The organism is Saccharopolyspora sp. NFXS83, from assembly GCF_026241095.1.
Classification (GTDB): domain Bacteria; phylum Actinomycetota; class Actinomycetes; order Mycobacteriales; family Pseudonocardiaceae; genus Saccharopolyspora_C.
Genome location: NZ_JAPFGB010000033.1, coordinates 29,905 through 46,481 on the forward strand (window position 1 = coordinate 29,905; position 16,577 = coordinate 46,481).

Genomic DNA, 16,577 nt, shown 5'->3' on the forward strand with positions numbered 1-16,577 from the left:
CCGACCGGCGTCGGGCCCGGCCGACCGGACAGTGCTCCCTTCCCCTCGCACCGCACTGTCCGGTCGGACCCCCCGAGCCGCGGCGCCGAAGGGGATCAGCCGATCTCGCGGAGCCTCCCGGTGGCGACGTCGAAGGCGAAGCCGCGCACCGAATCCTTCTTCGGGATGAAGGGGCTGGTGCGGACCCGCTCCAGGGACCGCCGGACGTCGGCGTCGACGTCGGTGAACGACTCCGGCGCCCACTCGGGCTCGATCCCGGTGTCGCGCCGGAGGGACGCGGTGAACTCCTCGTCGGTGAACGTGAGCATGCCGCAGTCGGTGTGGTGGATCAGGACGATCTCCTCGGTGCCCAGCAGGCGCTGGCTGATCGCGAGCGAGCGGATCTCGTCCGCCGTGATCACCCCGCCGGCGTTGCGGATCACGTGCGCCTCGCCCTCGTTGAGGCCGAGTGCGCGGTAGACGTCCAGGCGGGCGTCCATGCACGCCACCACGGCGATCTTCTTCGACGGCGGCAGGGGCAGCGGGCCGTTGAATTCGGCGGCGTAGGCGTCGTTGTTGCGGAGCAGTTCATCGGTGACCGACATGGGGCAGCCTTCCTCGTCGTGGGAGGCGCGAACGCCGGGCGCCCGCGCCGAGCGGTAGCGGCGCGCACCGGGTGCGCGGCCCGTCGACACGCCTGGTCGAACAGCGAGCCCCGCCGAGTCGGCCAGAACGCGGTCAGCACCGCAGAGGTCATGCCCACGCTCCTCGGAGTCCGTTCGGATCGAGTCGCGTGGTCACCGCTCGGCGAGCCCGCCGCCGACGGGACGAAGACCACTTCGCGACGCCTTCCTACGGGTGCACGCCGAGTGCGCGCAAGGAGACACCACGTGATGGGACGCGCGAGCTCGGCGGATTCAGCCGGGTGGGGCTCCGGACGCGGTGATCCGCTCGGAGGTGTCCGGTGGCCAGGTGACGCACTCGCCGACGACGTCCCCGACGCCGACGCGGGGATCCGCGGAACCGGGCACGGTGATCTGGCCGTCCCGGACGGCTTCCCGCAAGCGGATCAGCACGCAGAGCTCGTAGGCCGAGCGGTCTATCCGGCCGTGCCGGTCGACGACCACGTCCAGCCAGGCCGAGGGCACCACACCGCGCACCGGGACGTCCGTCCCCGACGGGTAGAACCGCTCGGCGCCCCACGCGCGCGTCGTCTCCCCGAGCAGTTCGCCCAGCGCGGCCAGCAACGGCCAGCAGTCGGGCGCGGCGCTGCGGAACTCCAGCACCTGGAGCATCGCCGACAGCAGCTGCCGGTAATCGGAGGTGTAGGCGACGTGCAGCGCGGCCCGGCCGGCTCTGGCGCGGCTGCGCTGCTCGTCCGCGCCGCGCAGCAGCGCTCCCAGGCCCTCGTCCGGCACCGGCCACCACTCCCACTGCGCGAGCCCGCCCGCCGGGCCCGCGGTGCGCGCCGGCCGGCCCGTCTGCTGCAGGCGTTCCGCGACGCGCGCGTGCAACTCGTCCACCAGTGCGAACAGGACGTTGAGGACTTCGTGGGTGAGTTCCGCCTGCCTGCACCAGCAGAGCGCGGCCAGCAGCGACAGCCGTTCGCCGGGCGCGACGGGCCGCCCGGCGAGCGCGCGATGCCGCCAGCAGTCGACGGTCTCCAGCGGTACGTCGTCGAAGGCGTCGGGTGGGAGCCGCAGCTCCCGCAGCCTGCCGAGCCGGTCGATCTCCCGGAGCAGCGCGGGCAACCGCTCGGGGGCGGGCGCTCCGCTCAGCTCGTCCAGGAAGGAGCTGGGCAACCGCAACGCGCGGACGGCGCTGATCCCGTCGAGCTCCCGGCAGAGCGCCCGGGTGTCGATCCGCGCGGGAGCGGCCAGGAACTCGTGCGGTATCCGGTTGCGGCCCCGAGCGCCGAGCAACCCGGCGAGCTCATCCGTCGCCGACCCCAGGCGCGCCAAGACCCGCCGGTGCAGTTGCGGCTCCGGGGAATGGCCCACGAAGCGAAACGTAGACCTCCTGGGGCAAACCCGATCGAGCGACCTCCGAACAAGGAATGATCATCGCCGCAGGTCGGGTCGTGATCGGCTCGGCCGGGAGGAGGACGGACACCACCCGTTCGTCCTAACCGGGGCAAGTTCCCGGGTGACGACCGGGACGCCGGTCAGCGGCGACGGCGGCGGAGGTCCGCCAGCAGTCCGATCGCGACGGCCGCGGCGAGGCCGATGAGCCAGATGTCCTCGGTCTTGAAGGTGTCGCCGCCGCTGAGGATGCCGTGGTGGTTGCCCACCAGCATGATCAGCAACGCGAACACGGTGAACCAGCCCGCGATCTGGGTGCCCTTGGGGAACCCGCCGTGCCAGCCCCAGTCGACCGACGGCTCGTCTGCCGGGTCGATGGCCTGACCGGGCTTGGTCTCCAGCTCCGTGCTCGCCACGTACCCTCCTGCGCCACAACCAGCCACCGGGGCGGTTGAACCTGCTCCTAGGCGCGGCACGAGCCACGCGTAGCCCATCTTCGCATACGCGGGACCGCCGACCGGGTGCCTGGTGACCCCCTGGGCACGCCTGGTGCTGAAACGAAGCCGCGGAACGGGAGGACCCGTTCCGCGGCTTCCTGGGAGTGGACCGGGGGCGTGTCAGCCCCCTTTGGCGGCCTTGCCGGTCCTGCCGACGATCAGCCGGTAGATGCCCAGCACGATGATCGCGCCGACGATGGCCAGCAGCCACGTGCGCCACGACCAGAAACTGCCCAATCCGACGTGGAAGATCCAGTTCCCGATCAGGCCGCCGACGAAAGCCCCGACCACACCCAGCAACAAGGTGACGAGAATCCCGCCCGGATCCTTGCCTGGCATGATCAACTTGGCGATGGCGCCCACGATGAGACCGAGAACGATCCATCCGATGATGCCCATGGCGCTACCCCTTCCTGCCTGGTCTTTGAAACGCTGAGCCATCGGTGCGAGCCGGTGGTTCAGACGTCCGGTGCTCGGGGCTTACTCCCCGATCGTGACGGCAATCTCGTCTTCGCGCACCGCGAGCGACCGATGATCGCCTGCTTCGGGGACAATGGCGGCGATGGACACCGCGACCCCCGCTTCGAGCGCGCGCCCCGAATCCCCCGTCTCCGGAACCGGTGGCCCGGCAGGTGCCGCCGCCGAGCACGACTCCGCACGCGGGACGCCGCGCAGCGTGCTGATCCTCGGCTCGACCGGTTCGATCGGGACCCAGGCGCTGGACGTCATCCGGAACAACCCCGGCCGGTTCCGCGTCGCCGGCCTCGCCGCCGGCGGCAGCGACCCGGCCGCGCTGGCCGCGCAGGCCTTGGAGTTCGGGGTCGAGGCGGTGGCCGTGGCCAAGGGCACCGCCGCCGAGGACGTGCAGCTCGCGCTGTACGCGGAGGCGCAGCGGCTCGGCTATTCCACGGGGGACTTCCGGCTGCCGAAGCTGCTGGCGGGCCCGGAGGCGACGACCGAGCTGGTGCAGCGCACGCCCGCTGACGTGGTGCTCAACGCCGTCGACGGCTCGCGCGGGCTCAAGCCGACGCTGGCCGCGCTGGAGTCGGGCGCGACGCTGGCGCTGGCGAACAAGGAATCGCTCGTCGCGGGCGGTTCGCTGGTGCTGCGCGCGGCGAAGCCGGGACAGATCGTGCCGGTGGACTCCGAGCACTCCGCGCTGGCGCAGTGCCTGGCCGGCGGCAAGGCGGACGAGGTGGACCGGCTGGTGCTGACCGCTTCCGGTGGCCCGTTCCGCGGTCGCAAGCGCCACGAGCTGGAGGGCGTGACGCTGCAGGAGGCGCTCAAGCACCCGACGTGGGCGATGGGCACGGTCGTCACGATCAACTCGGCCACGCTGGTGAACAAGGGCCTGGAGCTGATCGAGGCGCGGTTGCTGTTCGACGTGGACTACGACCGCATCGACGTCGTGGTGCACCCGCAGTCGATCGTGCACTCGATGGTCACGTTCGTGGACGGCTCCACGTTGGCGCAGGCCAGCCCGCCGAACATGCGGCTGCCGATCGCGCTGGGGCTGGACTGGCCGCACCGGATCGCGAAGGCCGCGCCGCCGCTGTCGTTCTCGGAGGCGTCCTCGTGGACGTTCGAACCGCTCGACGACGAGGCGTTCCCGGCGGTGTCGCTGGCCCGCCACGCCGGTTCCACCGGCGGGTGCCTGCCCGCGATCTTCAACGCGGCGAACGAGGAAGCGCTGGCCGCCTTCGTCGAAGGCAACAGTGGTTTCACCGACATCGTGCAGACTGTGGAGCGAACGCTCGCCGCGGCCGACCAGTGGCGCGGTGAGCCGCAGAGCGTCGATGAGGTCTTCGCAGCAGAGGAGTGGGCGCGAGTGAAATCCCGCGAGCTCGTGGCGGCCGGGAAGGGGCAGTGATGCTGGTCATCGTCGGCATCGTCCTGTTCTTCGTGGGGCTGCTGCTGTCCATCGCCTGGCATGAACTCGGTCACCTGCTCACCGCGAAGATGTTCGGGGTCAAGGTCACCCAGTACATGGTCGGCTTCGGCCGCACCGTGTGGTCGCGCAAGACCAGCGAGACCGAGTACGGCGTGAAGCTGATCCCGTTCGGCGGCTTCATCCGGATGATCGGCATGTTCCCGCCGAAGCGGGACGAGGAGTACGGGCGCACCGCCTCCTCGGCGCCGTGGCGCGTGATGATCGAGGACGCTCGGGAGGCGGCGGCCGAAGAGGTCACTCCCGAGGACGCGCATCGGCAGTTCTACCAGCGCAAACCGTGGAAGCGGATCATCGTGATGGCCGCGGGGCCGTTCATGAACCTGATCCTCGCGGTGCTCATCTTCGCCGGGATCCTGATGGGCTACGGCACTCCGCAGCCGACCACCACGGTTCAGCTGGTCAACGAGTGCGTGGTCTCCGCGGACGCGAAGGACACCACGAACTGCCCGCCGGGCGCTCCGAAGTCGCCCGCCGCCGCCGCCGACTTCCGGCCCGGCGACAAGATCGTCGAGTTCAACGGCAAGCCGTACTCCTCGTGGAGCGAGCTCCAGCTCGCCATCCGCGGTTCGTCCGGGTCGGTCCCGATCGTGGTGGAGCGCGGTGACCAGCGCGTGACCCTGCACGCCGACCTGATCCAGGACAAGCGTCCCTCGTTGCAGGATCCGGACAAGACCGAGGTTGTCGGGTTCCTCGGGCTCTCGCCCAGCTCGGTCCTGGTCCGCCAGGACGTCGCCGGAGTGGCGAGCACGATCGGCGGGTTCGTCACCCTCACCGCGCAGAAGATCGTTGAGCTGCCGCAGCGGGTGCCGGACCTGATCTCGGCCATCGGCGGTCAGGAGCGGTCCGACGATTCGCCGGTGGGCATCGTGGGTGCCAGCCGCATCGGCGGTGAGGTGCTGTCCATGGACGAGGTCTCCGTGGGTGCGCGGCTGATCACCATGCTGAACCTGCTGGCGGCGGTGAACCTCTCGCTGTTCGTGATGAACATGCTGCCGATCCTGCCGCTGGACGGCGGGCACATCGCCGGTGCGCTGTGGGAGTCGCTGCGCCGGGGCATCGCGAAGCTGGTGCGCAGGCCGGATCCGGGTCCGTTCGACACGGCCCGGCTGATGCCGCTGGCGTACGGGGTGACGTTGATCTTCATCGCGTATTCGCTGCTGGTGCTGGTCGCGGACGTCGTCAACCCGGTGACGCTGCTCTAGCCGTCCGGCCGGCGCGTGAAATGTCGGTGAACGCCGGGACCGGGGTTCGGGATTGCCCACCGAAGATCACGCTCAGTGATCATGGCAGGGGTGAACCTTGCCCGGCCGGGTGAGTGGCTATCGGTATCGTGGGGCGGGGAACGGCACGCGCCGGACACTCGGAGACCTCTCCGAGGGGTTTCCCGGAGCAGTGTCGGCACGCTCGTCGCTGAGCCGTCCCGTCCGCCGGGGCGCGGTACGAATCACCTCGCCCCGCCGTAACTCATCAGCGCATCCGCGCAGCGCAAAGGTGGAGAGGAATCGATGACCGTCGATCTGGGGATGCCCGCAGCACCCGCCCCGACACTGGGCGAACGGCGCAAGACCCGGCAGTTGCAGGTCGGTGCGGTCGGAGTGGGCAGCGACCACCCGATCTCCGTGCAGAGCATGACCACCACCAACACCGCCGACATCAACGGCACGCTGCAGCAGATCGCGGAGCTCACCGCCTCGGGCTGCGACATCGTGCGCGTGGCCTGTCCTAGCGCCGACGACGCCGAGGCGCTGCCCGCGATCGCGCAGAAGTCGAAGATCCCGGTGATCGCCGACATCCACTTCCAGCCGAAGTACGTGTTCGCGGCCATCGAGGCGGGCTGCGCGGCGGTCCGGGTCAACCCGGGCAACATCCGCAAGTTCGACGACCAGGTCAAGGAGATCGCGCAGGCCGCGAAGGACCACGGCACGCCGATCCGGATCGGCGTCAACGCCGGTTCGCTGGACCCGAGGCTGATGAAGAAGTACGGCAAGGCGGTGCCGGAGGCGCTGGCCGAGTCGGCGCTGTGGGAGGCGGGCCTGTTCGCCGAGCACGACTTCCACGACATCAAGATCTCGGTCAAGCACAACGACCCGGTCGTGATGGTGCGGGCCTACGAGATCCTCGCCGAGCAGTGCGACTACCCGCTGCACCTGGGCGTGACCGAGGCCGGTCCGGCGTTCCAGGGCACGATCAAGTCCGCGGTGGCGTTCGGCTCCCTGCTGCGCCAGGGCATCGGGGACACGATCCGCGTCTCGCTGTCGGCGCCGCCGGTCGAGGAGATCAAGGTCGGCACCCAGATCCTGCAGTCGCTGAACCTGCGCCCCCGGAAGCTGGAGATCGTCTCCTGCCCGTCCTGCGGTCGTGCCCAGGTCGACGTCTACACGTTGGCCGAGGAGGTCACCGCCGGTCTGGAGGGCATGGAGGTGCCGCTGCGCGTCGCCGTCATGGGCTGCGTGGTGAACGGTCCGGGTGAGGCCCGCGAGGCCGACCTCGGTGTCGCCTCCGGCAACGGCAAGGGGCAGATCTTCGTCAAGGGCGAGGTCATCAAGACCGTGCCGGAGGCCAAGATCGTGGAGACCTTGATCGAAGAGGCCATGCGCATCGCGGAGTCCATGGAGGGCGCCGAGGAGCAGGGCGACGGCAGCCCCGTCGTCACCGTCGGCTGATCACCGACCCCGCCCGCCGGGGCTCGGTTCCGGCGGGCGGTTCTCGTGCGCGACGGTCGTGGCTGATCGTGGTGCCACCTCTGGCGCTACGCCGTTCGGGTGATACCCGGTGGGTGTGCACCGGGTACGTCGGGCAGGGGAGCCCGTGGGCCGTTCGGTCTGGCAGTCTTTACCCGTGCTGAAGCTCGTCGGTGCCCGCCTGCTGGAGGATCGGGACGCGGTCCAGGTCCGCGCGGCGCTGGCCAGGGACCCGGTCGCGGCCTGCATGGTGGCGTCCAGGGTGGAACCCGCCGGGCTTCGGCCGAGCAGGCTCGGCGGCGAGGTGTGGGGTTACGGCAGCAGGCTCGACGGGCTGTGCTTCTCCGGCGTCAACCTGATTCCGCTGTCCGGGGGACCGGACGCGATGCGGGCCTTCGCCGATCGGGTGTTGCGCCGACGCAGGGTGTGCTCCTCGCTGGTCGGTCCCGCCGAGCAGGTGCTGGCGCTGTGGGACGAACTCGCGGCCCAGTGGGGGCCCGCGCGCGAGGTGCGCGAGCAGCAGCCGTTGATGGTCCTGTCCGGTGAGCCCGCGGTGCGCCCGGACCCGCTGGTCCGCCAGGTCCGCCCGGAGGAGCTGGACCGCTATCTGCCCGCGGCCGTCGCCATGTTCACCGAGGAGGTCGGCGTCGACCCGTCCCGGGACGGCGGCGCCGCCGGATACCGCGCTCGGGTGGCGGAGCTGATCGCGGCGGGTCGGGCGTTCGCCCGCTTCGAGCACGGCGAGGTCGTGTTCAAGGCGGAGATCGGCGCGATGTCGCAGGCCGTCGGGCAGATCCAAGGCGTCTGGGTGCACCCGGACAAGCGCAGCTCCGGACTGGGCACGGCGGGCACGGCCGCCGTCGCCGACCACCTGGTCCGCGGTCTCGGACGGGCCGCGAGCCTGTACGTGAACGGCTTCAACATCGCGGCCAGGGTCGCCTACGGCAAGGTCGGCTTCCAGCAGACCGGCACGTTCAGCACCGTCCTGTTCTGACGCCCGCGCTGCGCCCCGCCCCGCTCGCGTCCGCCGAGTCGGACGAACCTCCGAAAGCCCCGGGCACAGGACCAACCGGGTGGGCGCTCGGAAGCCTCGGTCGACTTCGGCATACTTCGCGGGTGCGTTCCTCACGGATCTTCCCCCAGCGGGGCTCGCGTTCGCGGGTCCTCGCCGCGTTAACCGGGCTGGCGCTGACCCTCCCCGTCTCGGGCTGCGGCATGTTCCAGTCCGGCCCGTCCGCCCAGGAGATCGCCTCGTCGTTCCTGAACACGTTCGCCGCGGGTGACACCGCGGGCGCCGCGGGCCGGACCGACGCCCCCGAGCAGGCCCGGCAGACGCTCGACGCCGCCCGCGGCGGCCTGTCGCCGCAGGCGGTGCGGTTCACCGTGACCAACGTCGTCGAGGACGAGGGCGGCGCCCCGGCCCGCGCCACGTTCGACGCGGATTGGGACCTCGGCGACGGCCGCGCCTGGCGGTACCAAGGCGCGTTCGAGCTCACCGAGTCCGACGACGGCTGGAAGGTGCACTGGGCGCCGTCGGTGCTGCACCCGAAGCTGGGCCCGGACCAGCGGCTGGTGCTCAACGAGCAGCGGCCGGAACCCCAGCCGGTGCTGGACCGCGACGGTGCCGAGCTGATGAAGTCGGAGCAGATCGTCACGGTCAGCCTCGACCCGCAGCAGGCCGGAGACCTGCCGGGCGTCGCGGGGCGCCTCGCGGACGGCCTCGAACCGGTCGACCCGGAGATCACCCAGCAGACGATCTTGGACGGCGTCGGGCGCACGCCGCCCGGCCAGCCCTACGTGGTGGTCTCGCTGCGGCAGGCCGACTACGACCGGGTGCGCCCGGCGATCTACGACCTGCCGGGCGTGCGCTTCCCGGCGCAGCCGAAGCTGGTGACGGCCGAGCGCGGGTACGCCGCGCAGGTGCTGAACGGGGTGTCCGAGCAGGTCGACGAGCAGATCGCGGCGAACTCCGGGTGGAGCGTCGCGACCGCCGACGCGCACGGCGCGCCCGTCGAGGTCCTGCAGGAGGCGCCGTCGCGGCCGGTGGACCAGGTGCGCACCACGCTCAGCGACCGCGTGCAGCGGGCCGCGGAGCAGGCGGTGGCGCCGGTGCCGCAGGCGGCGATGATCGTCGCGCTGCAGCCTTCCACGGGCGGTGTGCTGGCGGTGGCTCAGAACGACCCGGCCGACGCGCAGGGTTCGCCCGCGCTGAGCGGCCAGTTCCCGCCCGGCTCCACCTTCAAGATCGCGACTGCGGCGGCGGGGCTGGAAGCGGACAAGGTCAGCATCGACGCGCCGGTGGAATGCCCGAAGAGCAAGGTGTTCGACGGCCGCACGATTCCCAACGACAAGGACTTCGACCTGGGCGTCGTGCCGCTGCGCACCGCGTTCGCGAAGTCCTGCAACACGACGTTCGCGCAGCTCGCGGTGGACCTGCCCGCGCAGTCGTTGACCGACATGGCCCAGCAGCTCGGCATCGGCGTCGACTTCGAGGTGCCGGGCATCACGACGATCACCGGCCAGGCTCCGCCCGGTGAGAACACGACGGGGCGGGCGGCGAACGGGTTCGGCCAGGGCACCGTGCTGGCCAGTCCGTTCGGGATGGCGCTGGCCTCGGCGACGGTGGCGAACGGGTCGATGCCCACGCCGAAGCTGATCGAGGGTGCGGAGACGAAGGCCGACGCGCAGGTGGCTCCGCTGTCGCCGAAGACGCTGGAGCAGCTGCGTCCGATGATGCGGGAGGTCGTGCTGTCCGGGACGGCCACCGGGGTCGCGGGCGCGGGCGAGGTCGCGGGCAAGACGGGCACCGCGCAGTTCGGGGACGGCACCCATTCCCACGGCTGGTTCGTCGGTTACCGCGGTGACCTGGCCTTCGCGGTGCTGCTGGAGGACGCGGGCGAGTCGAAGCCGGCCGTGCAGGTCGCGCAGAGCTTCTTGTCGAACACGCCCTGAAGTCAAAGTGCTACGTTGTAGCTCATGGAGCGGATCGGGGTCAGGGAGCTGCGGCAGAACGCCAGCCGCTACCTCAAGCGGGTGGCGACCGGCGAGTCGATCTTGGTGACGGACCGCGGCCGGACCGTCGCGGTCCTCAACCCGCCAACGCGCGCGCATTCGCTCTACGACGAATTGATCGCCGCCGGGGAACTGATCCCCGGTGACGGCGGCGACCTCCCGGAACCGGGTGACCCGGAGGCCGGCGAGTTCGACGCGCGGTTCCCGGACGAACCGGGGCCGCGCACGACGCCGCCGGGCGACGACCGACGTGAACAGGAGCGGCTTTGATCTACTTCGATTCCTCCGCGCTGGTGAAGCTGATCGCCCCAGAACCGGAGAGCAAAGCGCTCAGCGAATGGGTGCAGGCCCGGCTGGAGCAGCCCCGCATCACCAGCGCCGTCTCGCAGGTCGACGTGCTGCGCACGTTCCGCGAGTTCGGCCCGGCGATCGAGGACCTGGCCTCGATCATCCTGTCGAAGCTGGACCGGTTGCCGGTGAAGCAGGACGTGCTGGACACCGCGGCGGGGCTGCGTTCCCGGGTGAGCCCGCTGGAGGCGATCCACCTCGCGTCCGCGTGCAAGATCCGCGAGGGGTTGCACGCCTACGTCTCCTACGACAAGGCGCTGCTGGCCGCGGCGGAGGAGGAAGGGCTCGCCACGGCCTCGCCCGGTGCCTGATCGAGCCGCCCGGTGTGCTGACCAGCCAGAACGTGCCGCCCGTCGCCTGTGCGGGTGGCTCGCTCCCGCGGCGCGGGCGTGGCGGGACGGGGAGCGGTCGGGTCCGGATCCCACGTTCTAGAGTGAAGGGCATGCCCGTACGCGCACCGTTGCAGCCAGGAGTCCAGACGCCCCGCCGGCCGGTGCCGGTGACGATCGAGCGGCCCGAATACGTCGACAAGCCCGCTCCGCGCCGCAACACCGACCCGGACGTGCAGCCGCCCGAGGTCATCGAGGCGATGCGGGTGGCGAGCAGGCTCGCGGCGCAGGCGCTGCAGCTGGCGGGCAAGACCATCGAGCCCGGTGTCACCACCGACCGCGTCGACGAGGTCGTGCACCAGTTCTTCGTGGACAACGGCGTGTACCCGTCGACGCTGGGTTACCGGGGCTTCCCGAAGTCCTGCTGCACCTCGCTGAACGAGGTCATCTGCCACGGCATCCCGGACTCGACGGTGGTCGAGGACGGCGACATCGTCAACGTCGACGTCACCGGTTTCATCGGTGGCGTGCACGGCGACACCAACGCCACCTTCATCGCCGGTGAGGCGTCCGAGGAGGTGCGGCTGCTGGTGGAGCGCACCCACGAGGCGACGATGCGCGGCATCAAGGCGGCGAAGCCCGGCCGCCAGCTCAACGTGGTCGGGCGGGTCATCGAGTCGTACGCGAAGCGCTTCGGCTACGGCGTGGTGCGGGACTTCACCGGGCACGGCATCGGCCGCTCGTTCCACTCCGGGCTGGTGGTGCTGCACTACGACGAGCCGTCGGTGCAGACCGTGCTGGAACCGGGCATGACGTTCACCATCGAGCCGATGATCACCTTGGGCACCCACGAGTACGACATGTGGAGCGACGGCTGGACGGTGACCACGCGGGACAAGTCGTGGACCGCGCAGTTCGAGCACACCATCCTGATCACCGAGGACGGCAACGAGATCCTCACCCAGCCGTGAGCGGTCTGCTGGTCGCCGGGACGACCTCGGACGCGGGCAAGAGCGTCCTGGTCGCCGGGATCTGCCGCTGGCTGGCGCGTTCGGGCGTGCGGGTGGCGCCGTTCAAGGCGCAGAACATGTCGAACAACTCCGTGGTGTGCCCGGACGGCGGTGAGATCGGCCGGGCGCAGGCCGTGCAGGCGGCGGCGTGCGGACTGGAGCCGTCGGTGCGGTTCAACCCGGTGCTGCTCAAGCCCGGCGGGGACCGCAGCTCGCAGGTCGTGGTGCTGGGCGAAGTGGCCGGTGAGGTCACCGCGTTGTCCTACCGGGAGCGCAAAGCGGCGCTGCTGGAGACCGTGTCGTCCACTTTGGAAGGACTGCGGGGCGACTACGACCAGGTGATCTGCGAGGGTGCGGGGTCGCCCGCCGAGATCAACCTGCGGGCCACCGACATCGCGAACATGGGCCTCGCGCAGGCCGCGCGGCTGCCGGTGCTGGTGGTCGGCGACATCGATCGGGGTGGCGTGTTCGCCGCGCTCTACGGCACCTTGGCGCTGCTGGACGCGGCCGATCAGGCGCTGGTGTCCGGATTCGTGATCAACAAGTTCCGCGGTGATCCGGCGTTGCTGGAGCCCGGTCTGGAGCAGGTGCGGGCGCTGACCGGCCGACCCGTGCAGGGCGTGCTGCCCTGGTCGGAGGAGCTGTGGCTCGACGCCGAGGACTCGTTGTCCTACGTGGCCGACGGGGTGGTGGGAAATCCGGCCCCGCCGCTGGGGGACCAGTGGCTCCGGGTCGCGGTGCCGAAGCTGCCGCGCATCTCCAACGCCACCGACATCGAGGCGCTGGCGGCGGAACCGGGCGTGGCAGTGCGGTTCGTGACCGAACCGTCCCGGCTGACGGACGCGGACCTGGTGGTGCTGCCCGGTTCCAAGGCGACCGTCGAGGACTTGGCGTGGCTGCACCGGACGGGGCTCGCGGACGGGGTGCTCGCGCACGCGCGGGCGGGGCTGCCGGTGTTCGGGATCTGCGGCGGCTTCCAGATGCTGTCCCGGCGGATCACCGACGAGGTCGAATCCGGCGGCGGTGTCGTCGACGGCCTCGGGTTGCTCGACCTGGAGATCGAGTTCGAGCCGAAGAAGACGCTGCGCACCCCGAGCGGCACCGCGTTCGGCGAGGCGGTCACCGGCTACGAGATCCACCACGGCACTCCGGTGCGGCCCGGCGACGACCTGGTTCCGCTGATCACGACCGAGTTCGGCGCGGAGGGCGCGGTCAGCGGTGCCACGTCCGGCACGCATTGGCACGGCCTGTTCGAGAACGACGCGTTCCGCCGTCGATTCCTCGCGCACGTCGCCCGCCAAGCGGGACGGGACGGTTTCGCGGCCTCCCCGGACGTGTCGTTCGCGGCGTTACGGGAGGGGCAGCTGGACCTGCTCGGCGACCTCGTCGAACGGCACCTGGACACCGACGCGCTGCTGCGGCTGCTCGACGGCGGGGCGCCGCGCGGTCTGCCGCTCGTCGGACCTGCGGCGATGCACGCGGGGAAGTGACGCGCGTAACATCTCCGGCATGGCGACTGAGATCTCGGTGGAAGAAGCGCAGGCGCGGCTGCCGGAGCTGCTGGACCGCGTGGAGTCCGGTGAGGAGATCGTCATCACCCGCTTCGGCGCACCCTCGGTGGCGTTGCAGCGGGCCGGTGCCGGCAGGTCGCGGGAGGTCGTGACCTCAGGGGTGCTCACCGGCGCTTGGCTCGCCCCGATCGCCGGGGACGCCGCGGCGGATTCGGGCACCTTCGACTTCGGGACCGACTACTCGGCGGGTGAGGTCGGCTTCTCCGGCTGAACGTCGATCGCGTCGAGCAGCTCGTCCAGGAACCCGCCTGCCTCGGCCGCGGCGCGGTCGGCGTCGCCGGAGCGCACGGCGTTGAGCAGCTCGGTGTGCGAGACCTGGGTGACCGACGCGGGGTCGAAGGTCGTGGCGACGCTGGACTGCACGGCCTCGCTGATGCCTTCGTAGAGCCCGATCAGCAGCGGGTTGTGGGAGGCGGCCACCAGGCGCAGGTGGAACCGGGTGTCCTCGTGGACGACCACTTCGCGGTCGAGGCGGTCCACCGCGTCGTCGCGGGCGGCGAGCAGCGTCTCCAGCTCGGCGACGTCCTCATCGGTGCGCGCCGCGGCGGCCAGCCGGGCGGACTCGACCTCCAGCGCGCGGCGCACCTCCAGGATGCGGCGCAGCTCGGAGCCGCAGAGCCGCCGGACCGCGCCGGAGAGCTCGTTGGTGGCGCGGACGAAGGTGCCGTCGCCCTGGCGGACCTCCAGCAAGCCCGCGTGCGCGAGTGCTCGGACGGCTTCCCGCACCGTGTTGCGGCCGACGCCGAGTGCGGTGACGAGTTCCGATTCGGTGGGGATGCGTTCCCCCAACGGCCATTCGCCGGAGCTCACCAGCGCGCGCATCTGCGCGATGACCTGTTCGACCAGACCCGTGCGCTGGGTGGTGACCAAAGGCACTGAAGGGTCCTTTCATCCAAACATCCTATGTTTGCCATACTAGGTGGCGATGTCTCCTGAGTCGCACACCCAGCCCCCGATCGATCGAGTTCCCACCGACCGTGTGACCGACCAGGATGCCAGGTCAGCGGCTTCGGCCGCGTCCGGCACCCGGGCCGACGAATCCTCCGCGCTGGCCAGAGCCGAAGTCCTCGTGAACGAAGGCGCCGCGGAGACGATGGCGCCGTCCCGCTCGCGCGCGTTGGCAGGCGGCGGACTGCTGCTGGCGGGCGTCGCGCTGGCCGCCGCGAACATGCGCCCCGCCGTCACCAGCCTCGCCTCGATCCTCGGCGAGGTGCGCGATTCGCTCGGTGCGACCAGCACCTGGGCCAGCATCGTGACCTCGGTGCCGACCCTGTGCTTCGGCGTCGCGGGCATCGGTGCGCCGCTGCTGGCCCGCCGGTGGGGGATGAACCGCGTCGTCGGCGGCTCGCTCGCGCTGCTCACCGCCGCGATGATCGCCCGCGTTCTCGGGGGCCCGTGGGCGCTGCTGGCGGGCACGGTGCTGGTGTGCGCGGCGATCGCCATGTGCAACGTGCTGATCCCGGTGGTGGTGAAGGAGTCCTTCCCCGGCCGCGTCGGCCTGGCCACCGGCCTCTACACGACGGCGATGGCCGCCGGTGGCGCCACCGGTTCGGCGATCACGCCGTGGCTGAACTCGGCGACCGGGAACTGGCGGTGGTCGCTGGCGACGTGGACGGTCGTCGCGCTGGCCGCGTTGTGCGTCTGGATTCCCGGCACCCGCAAGCGGCCCACCACCAAGGCCGTCACCGAGGTCAAGGGTGAGCGGCGATCGCTGATGCGCAACCCGTTGGCCTGGCTGATCACGTTCTACTTCGCGATGCAGTCGACCATCGCCTACGTGGTGATGGGCTGGCTGCCGGAGGTGTTCAAGGGCGCGGGCATGGACGCCACCTCGGCCGGAGCCCTGCTGGGCGTGCTGCTGTTGATCGGCGTGCCGATCAACATGGTGTTGCCGCCGCTGGTGACGCGGACCCGAGGCCAGTCCGGTTGGGCGTTGCTGATGGGCACGCTCATGTTCGCCGGCTTGCTGGGGCTGCTGCTCGCGCCGCTGGCTGCGCCGATGCTGTGGGCGGTGCTGATGGGCATCGGCATGAGCGCGTTCCCGCTGGCGCTGGTGATGATCTCGCTGCGCACCCGCAACGCTGCTGACACCGGGCAGCTCTCGGCGATGGCGCAGAGCATCGGCTACCTGATCGCCGCGTCGGGGCCGTTCCTGTTCGGGATGCTGCACGACGTGACGGCGACCTGGTCGGTGTCGCTGATCGCGGCGCTGGTCATCGTCGTCGCGCAGACGATCGTCGGCATGCTCGCCGGACGCCCCCGCGTGATCTGAGCGGAGCTCGCCGAGTGAACGGCCCGTTCGTCCAATCCCGTTGGGCGAACGGGCCGTTCACTTCACTCGGGGAGTGCGCCGCAGCCGGAGTGAACGGACCGCTCGTCCGACCGCGTTGGGTGAACGGGCCGTTCATCCCGGCAGGGGCTCGGTGAGAGTGGAGTGAGCGGACCGTTCGTCCAATCCCGTTGGGCGAAGGGTCCGTTCACTCATGTCGGACGGGCCGCTGGGCGGCGGGTGATCATGGCTGCTGGGGAGCCGTTTCGAGGATGCGGTGGATCGCGCGGTGCGCGCGGTCGACTGCCTGGGGATCGTGGTCGAGTTGCAAGGCTTGGTTCAGGGCCAGGCCGACCGCGATGATCTCGAACACGGCCTGGTCGACGTCGACGTGCGCGGGCAGTTCGCCGTTGGTCGCCGCCGCGGAGAGCTCGTCGCGCAGCCGGCCGCGCCACCACGACCACCGTTCGGCGACGGCGTCGCGCACCAGGCCGGGGCGGCCGTCGAACTCGCTCGACGCCGCGGTGAGCAGGCAGCCGCCGGGCAGTTCCAGGGTGGCCAGGAAGCTCACCGAGTTCTCGCAGAGCGCGCGCAGCCGCGGCATGCCCTGCCGGTGCTGCTCGGCGGCCTCGACGACGCGCCGCCAGAAGTCCGCGAAGGCGTCGTCCAGCGTCGAGGCCTGCAGCGCTTCCTTGGTGCCGAAGTGCCCGAGCACGCCGGATTTGCTCATCTCCAGCTCGCCCGCCAGGCGGCCGATGGTGACGCCTTCGAGTCCTTCCGCGGAGGCGATCTCGGTGGCGCGGTGGATGATCCTCGCTCGGGTGGCGCGGGCTTCCGCCGCGGAGCGTCGAGGTGACATGGCCGCAGTTTAGCGTCCGACCGTGCGCTATTGACTTGGCGAACGATCGG

17 protein-coding genes are annotated in these 16,577 nt (G+C 70.9%); 11 read left to right on the top strand and 6 right to left on the bottom strand.

The genetic code is table 11. The annotated features are described in order from the left end of the window. Positions 1 to 95 precede the first annotated feature (95 nt). The 4 genes from OOZ19_RS26275 to OOZ19_RS26290 form a co-directional block, all read right to left on the bottom strand. Positions 96 to 584: a beta-class carbonic anhydrase gene (locus OOZ19_RS26275; protein WP_266092840.1), complete on the bottom strand. Its 489-nt coding sequence runs from the start codon at positions 582 to 584 to the stop codon at positions 96 to 98. Positions 585 to 896: 312 nt separating this feature from the next. Beyond that, positions 897 to 1,979 carry a hypothetical protein gene (locus OOZ19_RS26280; protein ID WP_266092841.1) on the bottom strand — a complete coding sequence of 361 codons (1,083 nt, stop codon included), beginning with the start codon at positions 1,977 to 1,979 and terminating at the stop codon, positions 897 to 899. Between the two features lie 164 nt (positions 1,980 to 2,143). Next, positions 2,144 to 2,416 (bottom strand): DUF2631 domain-containing protein, encoded by a 273-nt coding sequence (locus OOZ19_RS26285; protein ID WP_184481679.1) that lies wholly within the window; start codon positions 2,414 to 2,416, stop codon positions 2,144 to 2,146. 201 nt (positions 2,417 to 2,617) lie between these two features. After that, the gene (locus OOZ19_RS26290) at positions 2,618 to 2,896 is read right to left on the bottom strand and encodes a GlsB/YeaQ/YmgE family stress response membrane protein (RefSeq protein WP_266092842.1); all 279 of its coding nucleotides are present in this window, start codon (positions 2,894 to 2,896) and stop codon (positions 2,618 to 2,620) included. A gap of 163 nt (positions 2,897 to 3,059) precedes the next feature. Between OOZ19_RS26290 and dxr the strand changes: the two genes are divergently transcribed. The 10 genes from dxr (at position 3,060) to OOZ19_RS26340 (ending at position 13,610) form a co-directional block, all read left to right on the top strand. Beyond that, the gene (gene dxr / locus OOZ19_RS26295; RefSeq protein ID WP_184481675.1) at positions 3,060 to 4,367 is read left to right on the top strand and encodes a 1-deoxy-D-xylulose-5-phosphate reductoisomerase; all 1,308 of its coding nucleotides are present in this window, start codon (positions 3,060 to 3,062) and stop codon (positions 4,365 to 4,367) included. Further along, on the top strand, positions 4,367 to 5,650 hold the full coding sequence (locus OOZ19_RS26300) for a M50 family metallopeptidase (RefSeq protein ID WP_266092843.1): 1,284 nt from the start codon (positions 4,367 to 4,369) through the stop codon (positions 5,648 to 5,650). Before dxr ends, OOZ19_RS26300 begins: the two co-directional genes overlap by 1 nt. A 303-nt stretch (positions 5,651 to 5,953) precedes the next feature. Then, a complete protein-coding gene (gene ispG / locus OOZ19_RS26305) occupies positions 5,954 to 7,111 on the top strand; it encodes a flavodoxin-dependent (E)-4-hydroxy-3-methylbut-2-enyl-diphosphate synthase (protein WP_266092844.1) in 1,158 nt (385 codons plus the stop codon). A 175-nt stretch (positions 7,112 to 7,286) separates the two neighbouring features. Beyond that, positions 7,287 to 8,123 (top strand): GNAT family N-acetyltransferase, encoded by an 837-nt coding sequence (locus tag OOZ19_RS26310; protein ID WP_266092845.1) that lies wholly within the window; start codon positions 7,287 to 7,289, stop codon positions 8,121 to 8,123. Positions 8,124 to 8,344: 221 nt separating this feature from the next. Then, positions 8,345 to 10,081: a penicillin-binding transpeptidase domain-containing protein gene (locus OOZ19_RS26315; RefSeq protein ID WP_266092872.1), complete on the top strand. Its 1,737-nt coding sequence runs from the start codon at positions 8,345 to 8,347 to the stop codon at positions 10,079 to 10,081. Between the two features lie 24 nt (positions 10,082 to 10,105). Further along, positions 10,106 to 10,411, top strand: coding sequence for a type II toxin-antitoxin system Phd/YefM family antitoxin (locus OOZ19_RS26320; protein WP_266092846.1), 306 nt, complete (start codon positions 10,106 to 10,108; stop codon positions 10,409 to 10,411). Further along, positions 10,408 to 10,800, top strand: coding sequence for a type II toxin-antitoxin system VapC family toxin (locus tag OOZ19_RS26325; protein WP_266092847.1), 393 nt, complete (start codon positions 10,408 to 10,410; stop codon positions 10,798 to 10,800). The genes OOZ19_RS26320 and OOZ19_RS26325 overlap by 4 nt, the downstream gene beginning before the upstream one ends. 131 nt (positions 10,801 to 10,931) lie before the next feature. Beyond that, positions 10,932 to 11,789: a type I methionyl aminopeptidase gene (gene map, locus OOZ19_RS26330; protein ID WP_266092848.1), complete on the top strand. Its 858-nt coding sequence runs from the start codon at positions 10,932 to 10,934 to the stop codon at positions 11,787 to 11,789. Then, positions 11,786 to 13,318, top strand: coding sequence for a cobyric acid synthase (locus tag OOZ19_RS26335; RefSeq protein WP_266092849.1), 1,533 nt, complete (start codon positions 11,786 to 11,788; stop codon positions 13,316 to 13,318). Before map ends, OOZ19_RS26335 begins: the two co-directional genes overlap by 4 nt. Positions 13,319 to 13,337: 19 nt before the next feature. Next, entirely contained in the window at positions 13,338 to 13,610 is a 273-nt protein-coding gene (locus OOZ19_RS26340) for a type II toxin-antitoxin system Phd/YefM family antitoxin (protein ID WP_266092850.1), read from the top strand. Here the strand turns inward: OOZ19_RS26340 and OOZ19_RS26345 are convergent. Further along, the gene (locus OOZ19_RS26345; protein ID WP_266092851.1) at positions 13,577 to 14,275 is read right to left on the bottom strand and encodes a FadR/GntR family transcriptional regulator; all 699 of its coding nucleotides are present in this window, start codon (positions 14,273 to 14,275) and stop codon (positions 13,577 to 13,579) included. The genes OOZ19_RS26340 and OOZ19_RS26345 overlap by 34 nt on opposite strands. 103 nt (positions 14,276 to 14,378) lie before the next feature. On the opposite strand from OOZ19_RS26345, the gene OOZ19_RS26350 reads away from it, so the two are divergent. Next, entirely contained in the window at positions 14,379 to 15,671 is a 1,293-nt protein-coding gene (locus OOZ19_RS26350; RefSeq protein ID WP_266092852.1) for a CynX/NimT family MFS transporter, read from the top strand. A 241-nt stretch (positions 15,672 to 15,912) separates the two neighbouring features. On the opposite strand, the gene OOZ19_RS26355 is transcribed toward OOZ19_RS26350, so the two are convergent. Beyond that, a complete protein-coding gene (locus tag OOZ19_RS26355) occupies positions 15,913 to 16,527 on the bottom strand; it encodes a TetR/AcrR family transcriptional regulator (protein WP_266092853.1) in 615 nt (204 codons plus the stop codon). Positions 16,528 to 16,577 lie beyond the last annotated feature (50 nt).

Coding starts and splice junctions, on each gene's coding strand:
- OOZ19_RS26315 (WP_266092872.1), top strand. CDS start 8,345: ATGTTCCAGTCCGGCCCGTCCGCCCAGGAGATCGCCTCGTCGTTCCTG.
- OOZ19_RS26340 (WP_266092850.1), top strand. CDS start 13,338: ATGGCGACTGAGATCTCGGTGGAAGAAGCGCAGGCGCGGCTGCCGGAG.
- dxr (WP_184481675.1), top strand. CDS start 3,060: ATGGACACCGCGACCCCCGCTTCGAGCGCGCGCCCCGAATCCCCCGTC.
- OOZ19_RS26290 (WP_266092842.1), bottom strand. CDS start 2,896: ATGGGCATCATCGGATGGATCGTTCTCGGTCTCATCGTGGGCGCCATC.
- OOZ19_RS26275 (WP_266092840.1), bottom strand. CDS start 584: ATGTCGGTCACCGATGAACTGCTCCGCAACAACGACGCCTACGCCGCC.
- OOZ19_RS26355 (WP_266092853.1), bottom strand. CDS start 16,527: ATGTCACCTCGACGCTCCGCGGCGGAAGCCCGCGCCACCCGAGCGAGG.
- map (WP_266092848.1), top strand. CDS start 10,932: ATGCCCGTACGCGCACCGTTGCAGCCAGGAGTCCAGACGCCCCGCCGG.
- OOZ19_RS26320 (WP_266092846.1), top strand. CDS start 10,106: ATGGAGCGGATCGGGGTCAGGGAGCTGCGGCAGAACGCCAGCCGCTAC.
- ispG (WP_266092844.1), top strand. CDS start 5,954: ATGACCGTCGATCTGGGGATGCCCGCAGCACCCGCCCCGACACTGGGC.
- OOZ19_RS26300 (WP_266092843.1), top strand. CDS start 4,367: ATGCTGGTCATCGTCGGCATCGTCCTGTTCTTCGTGGGGCTGCTGCTG.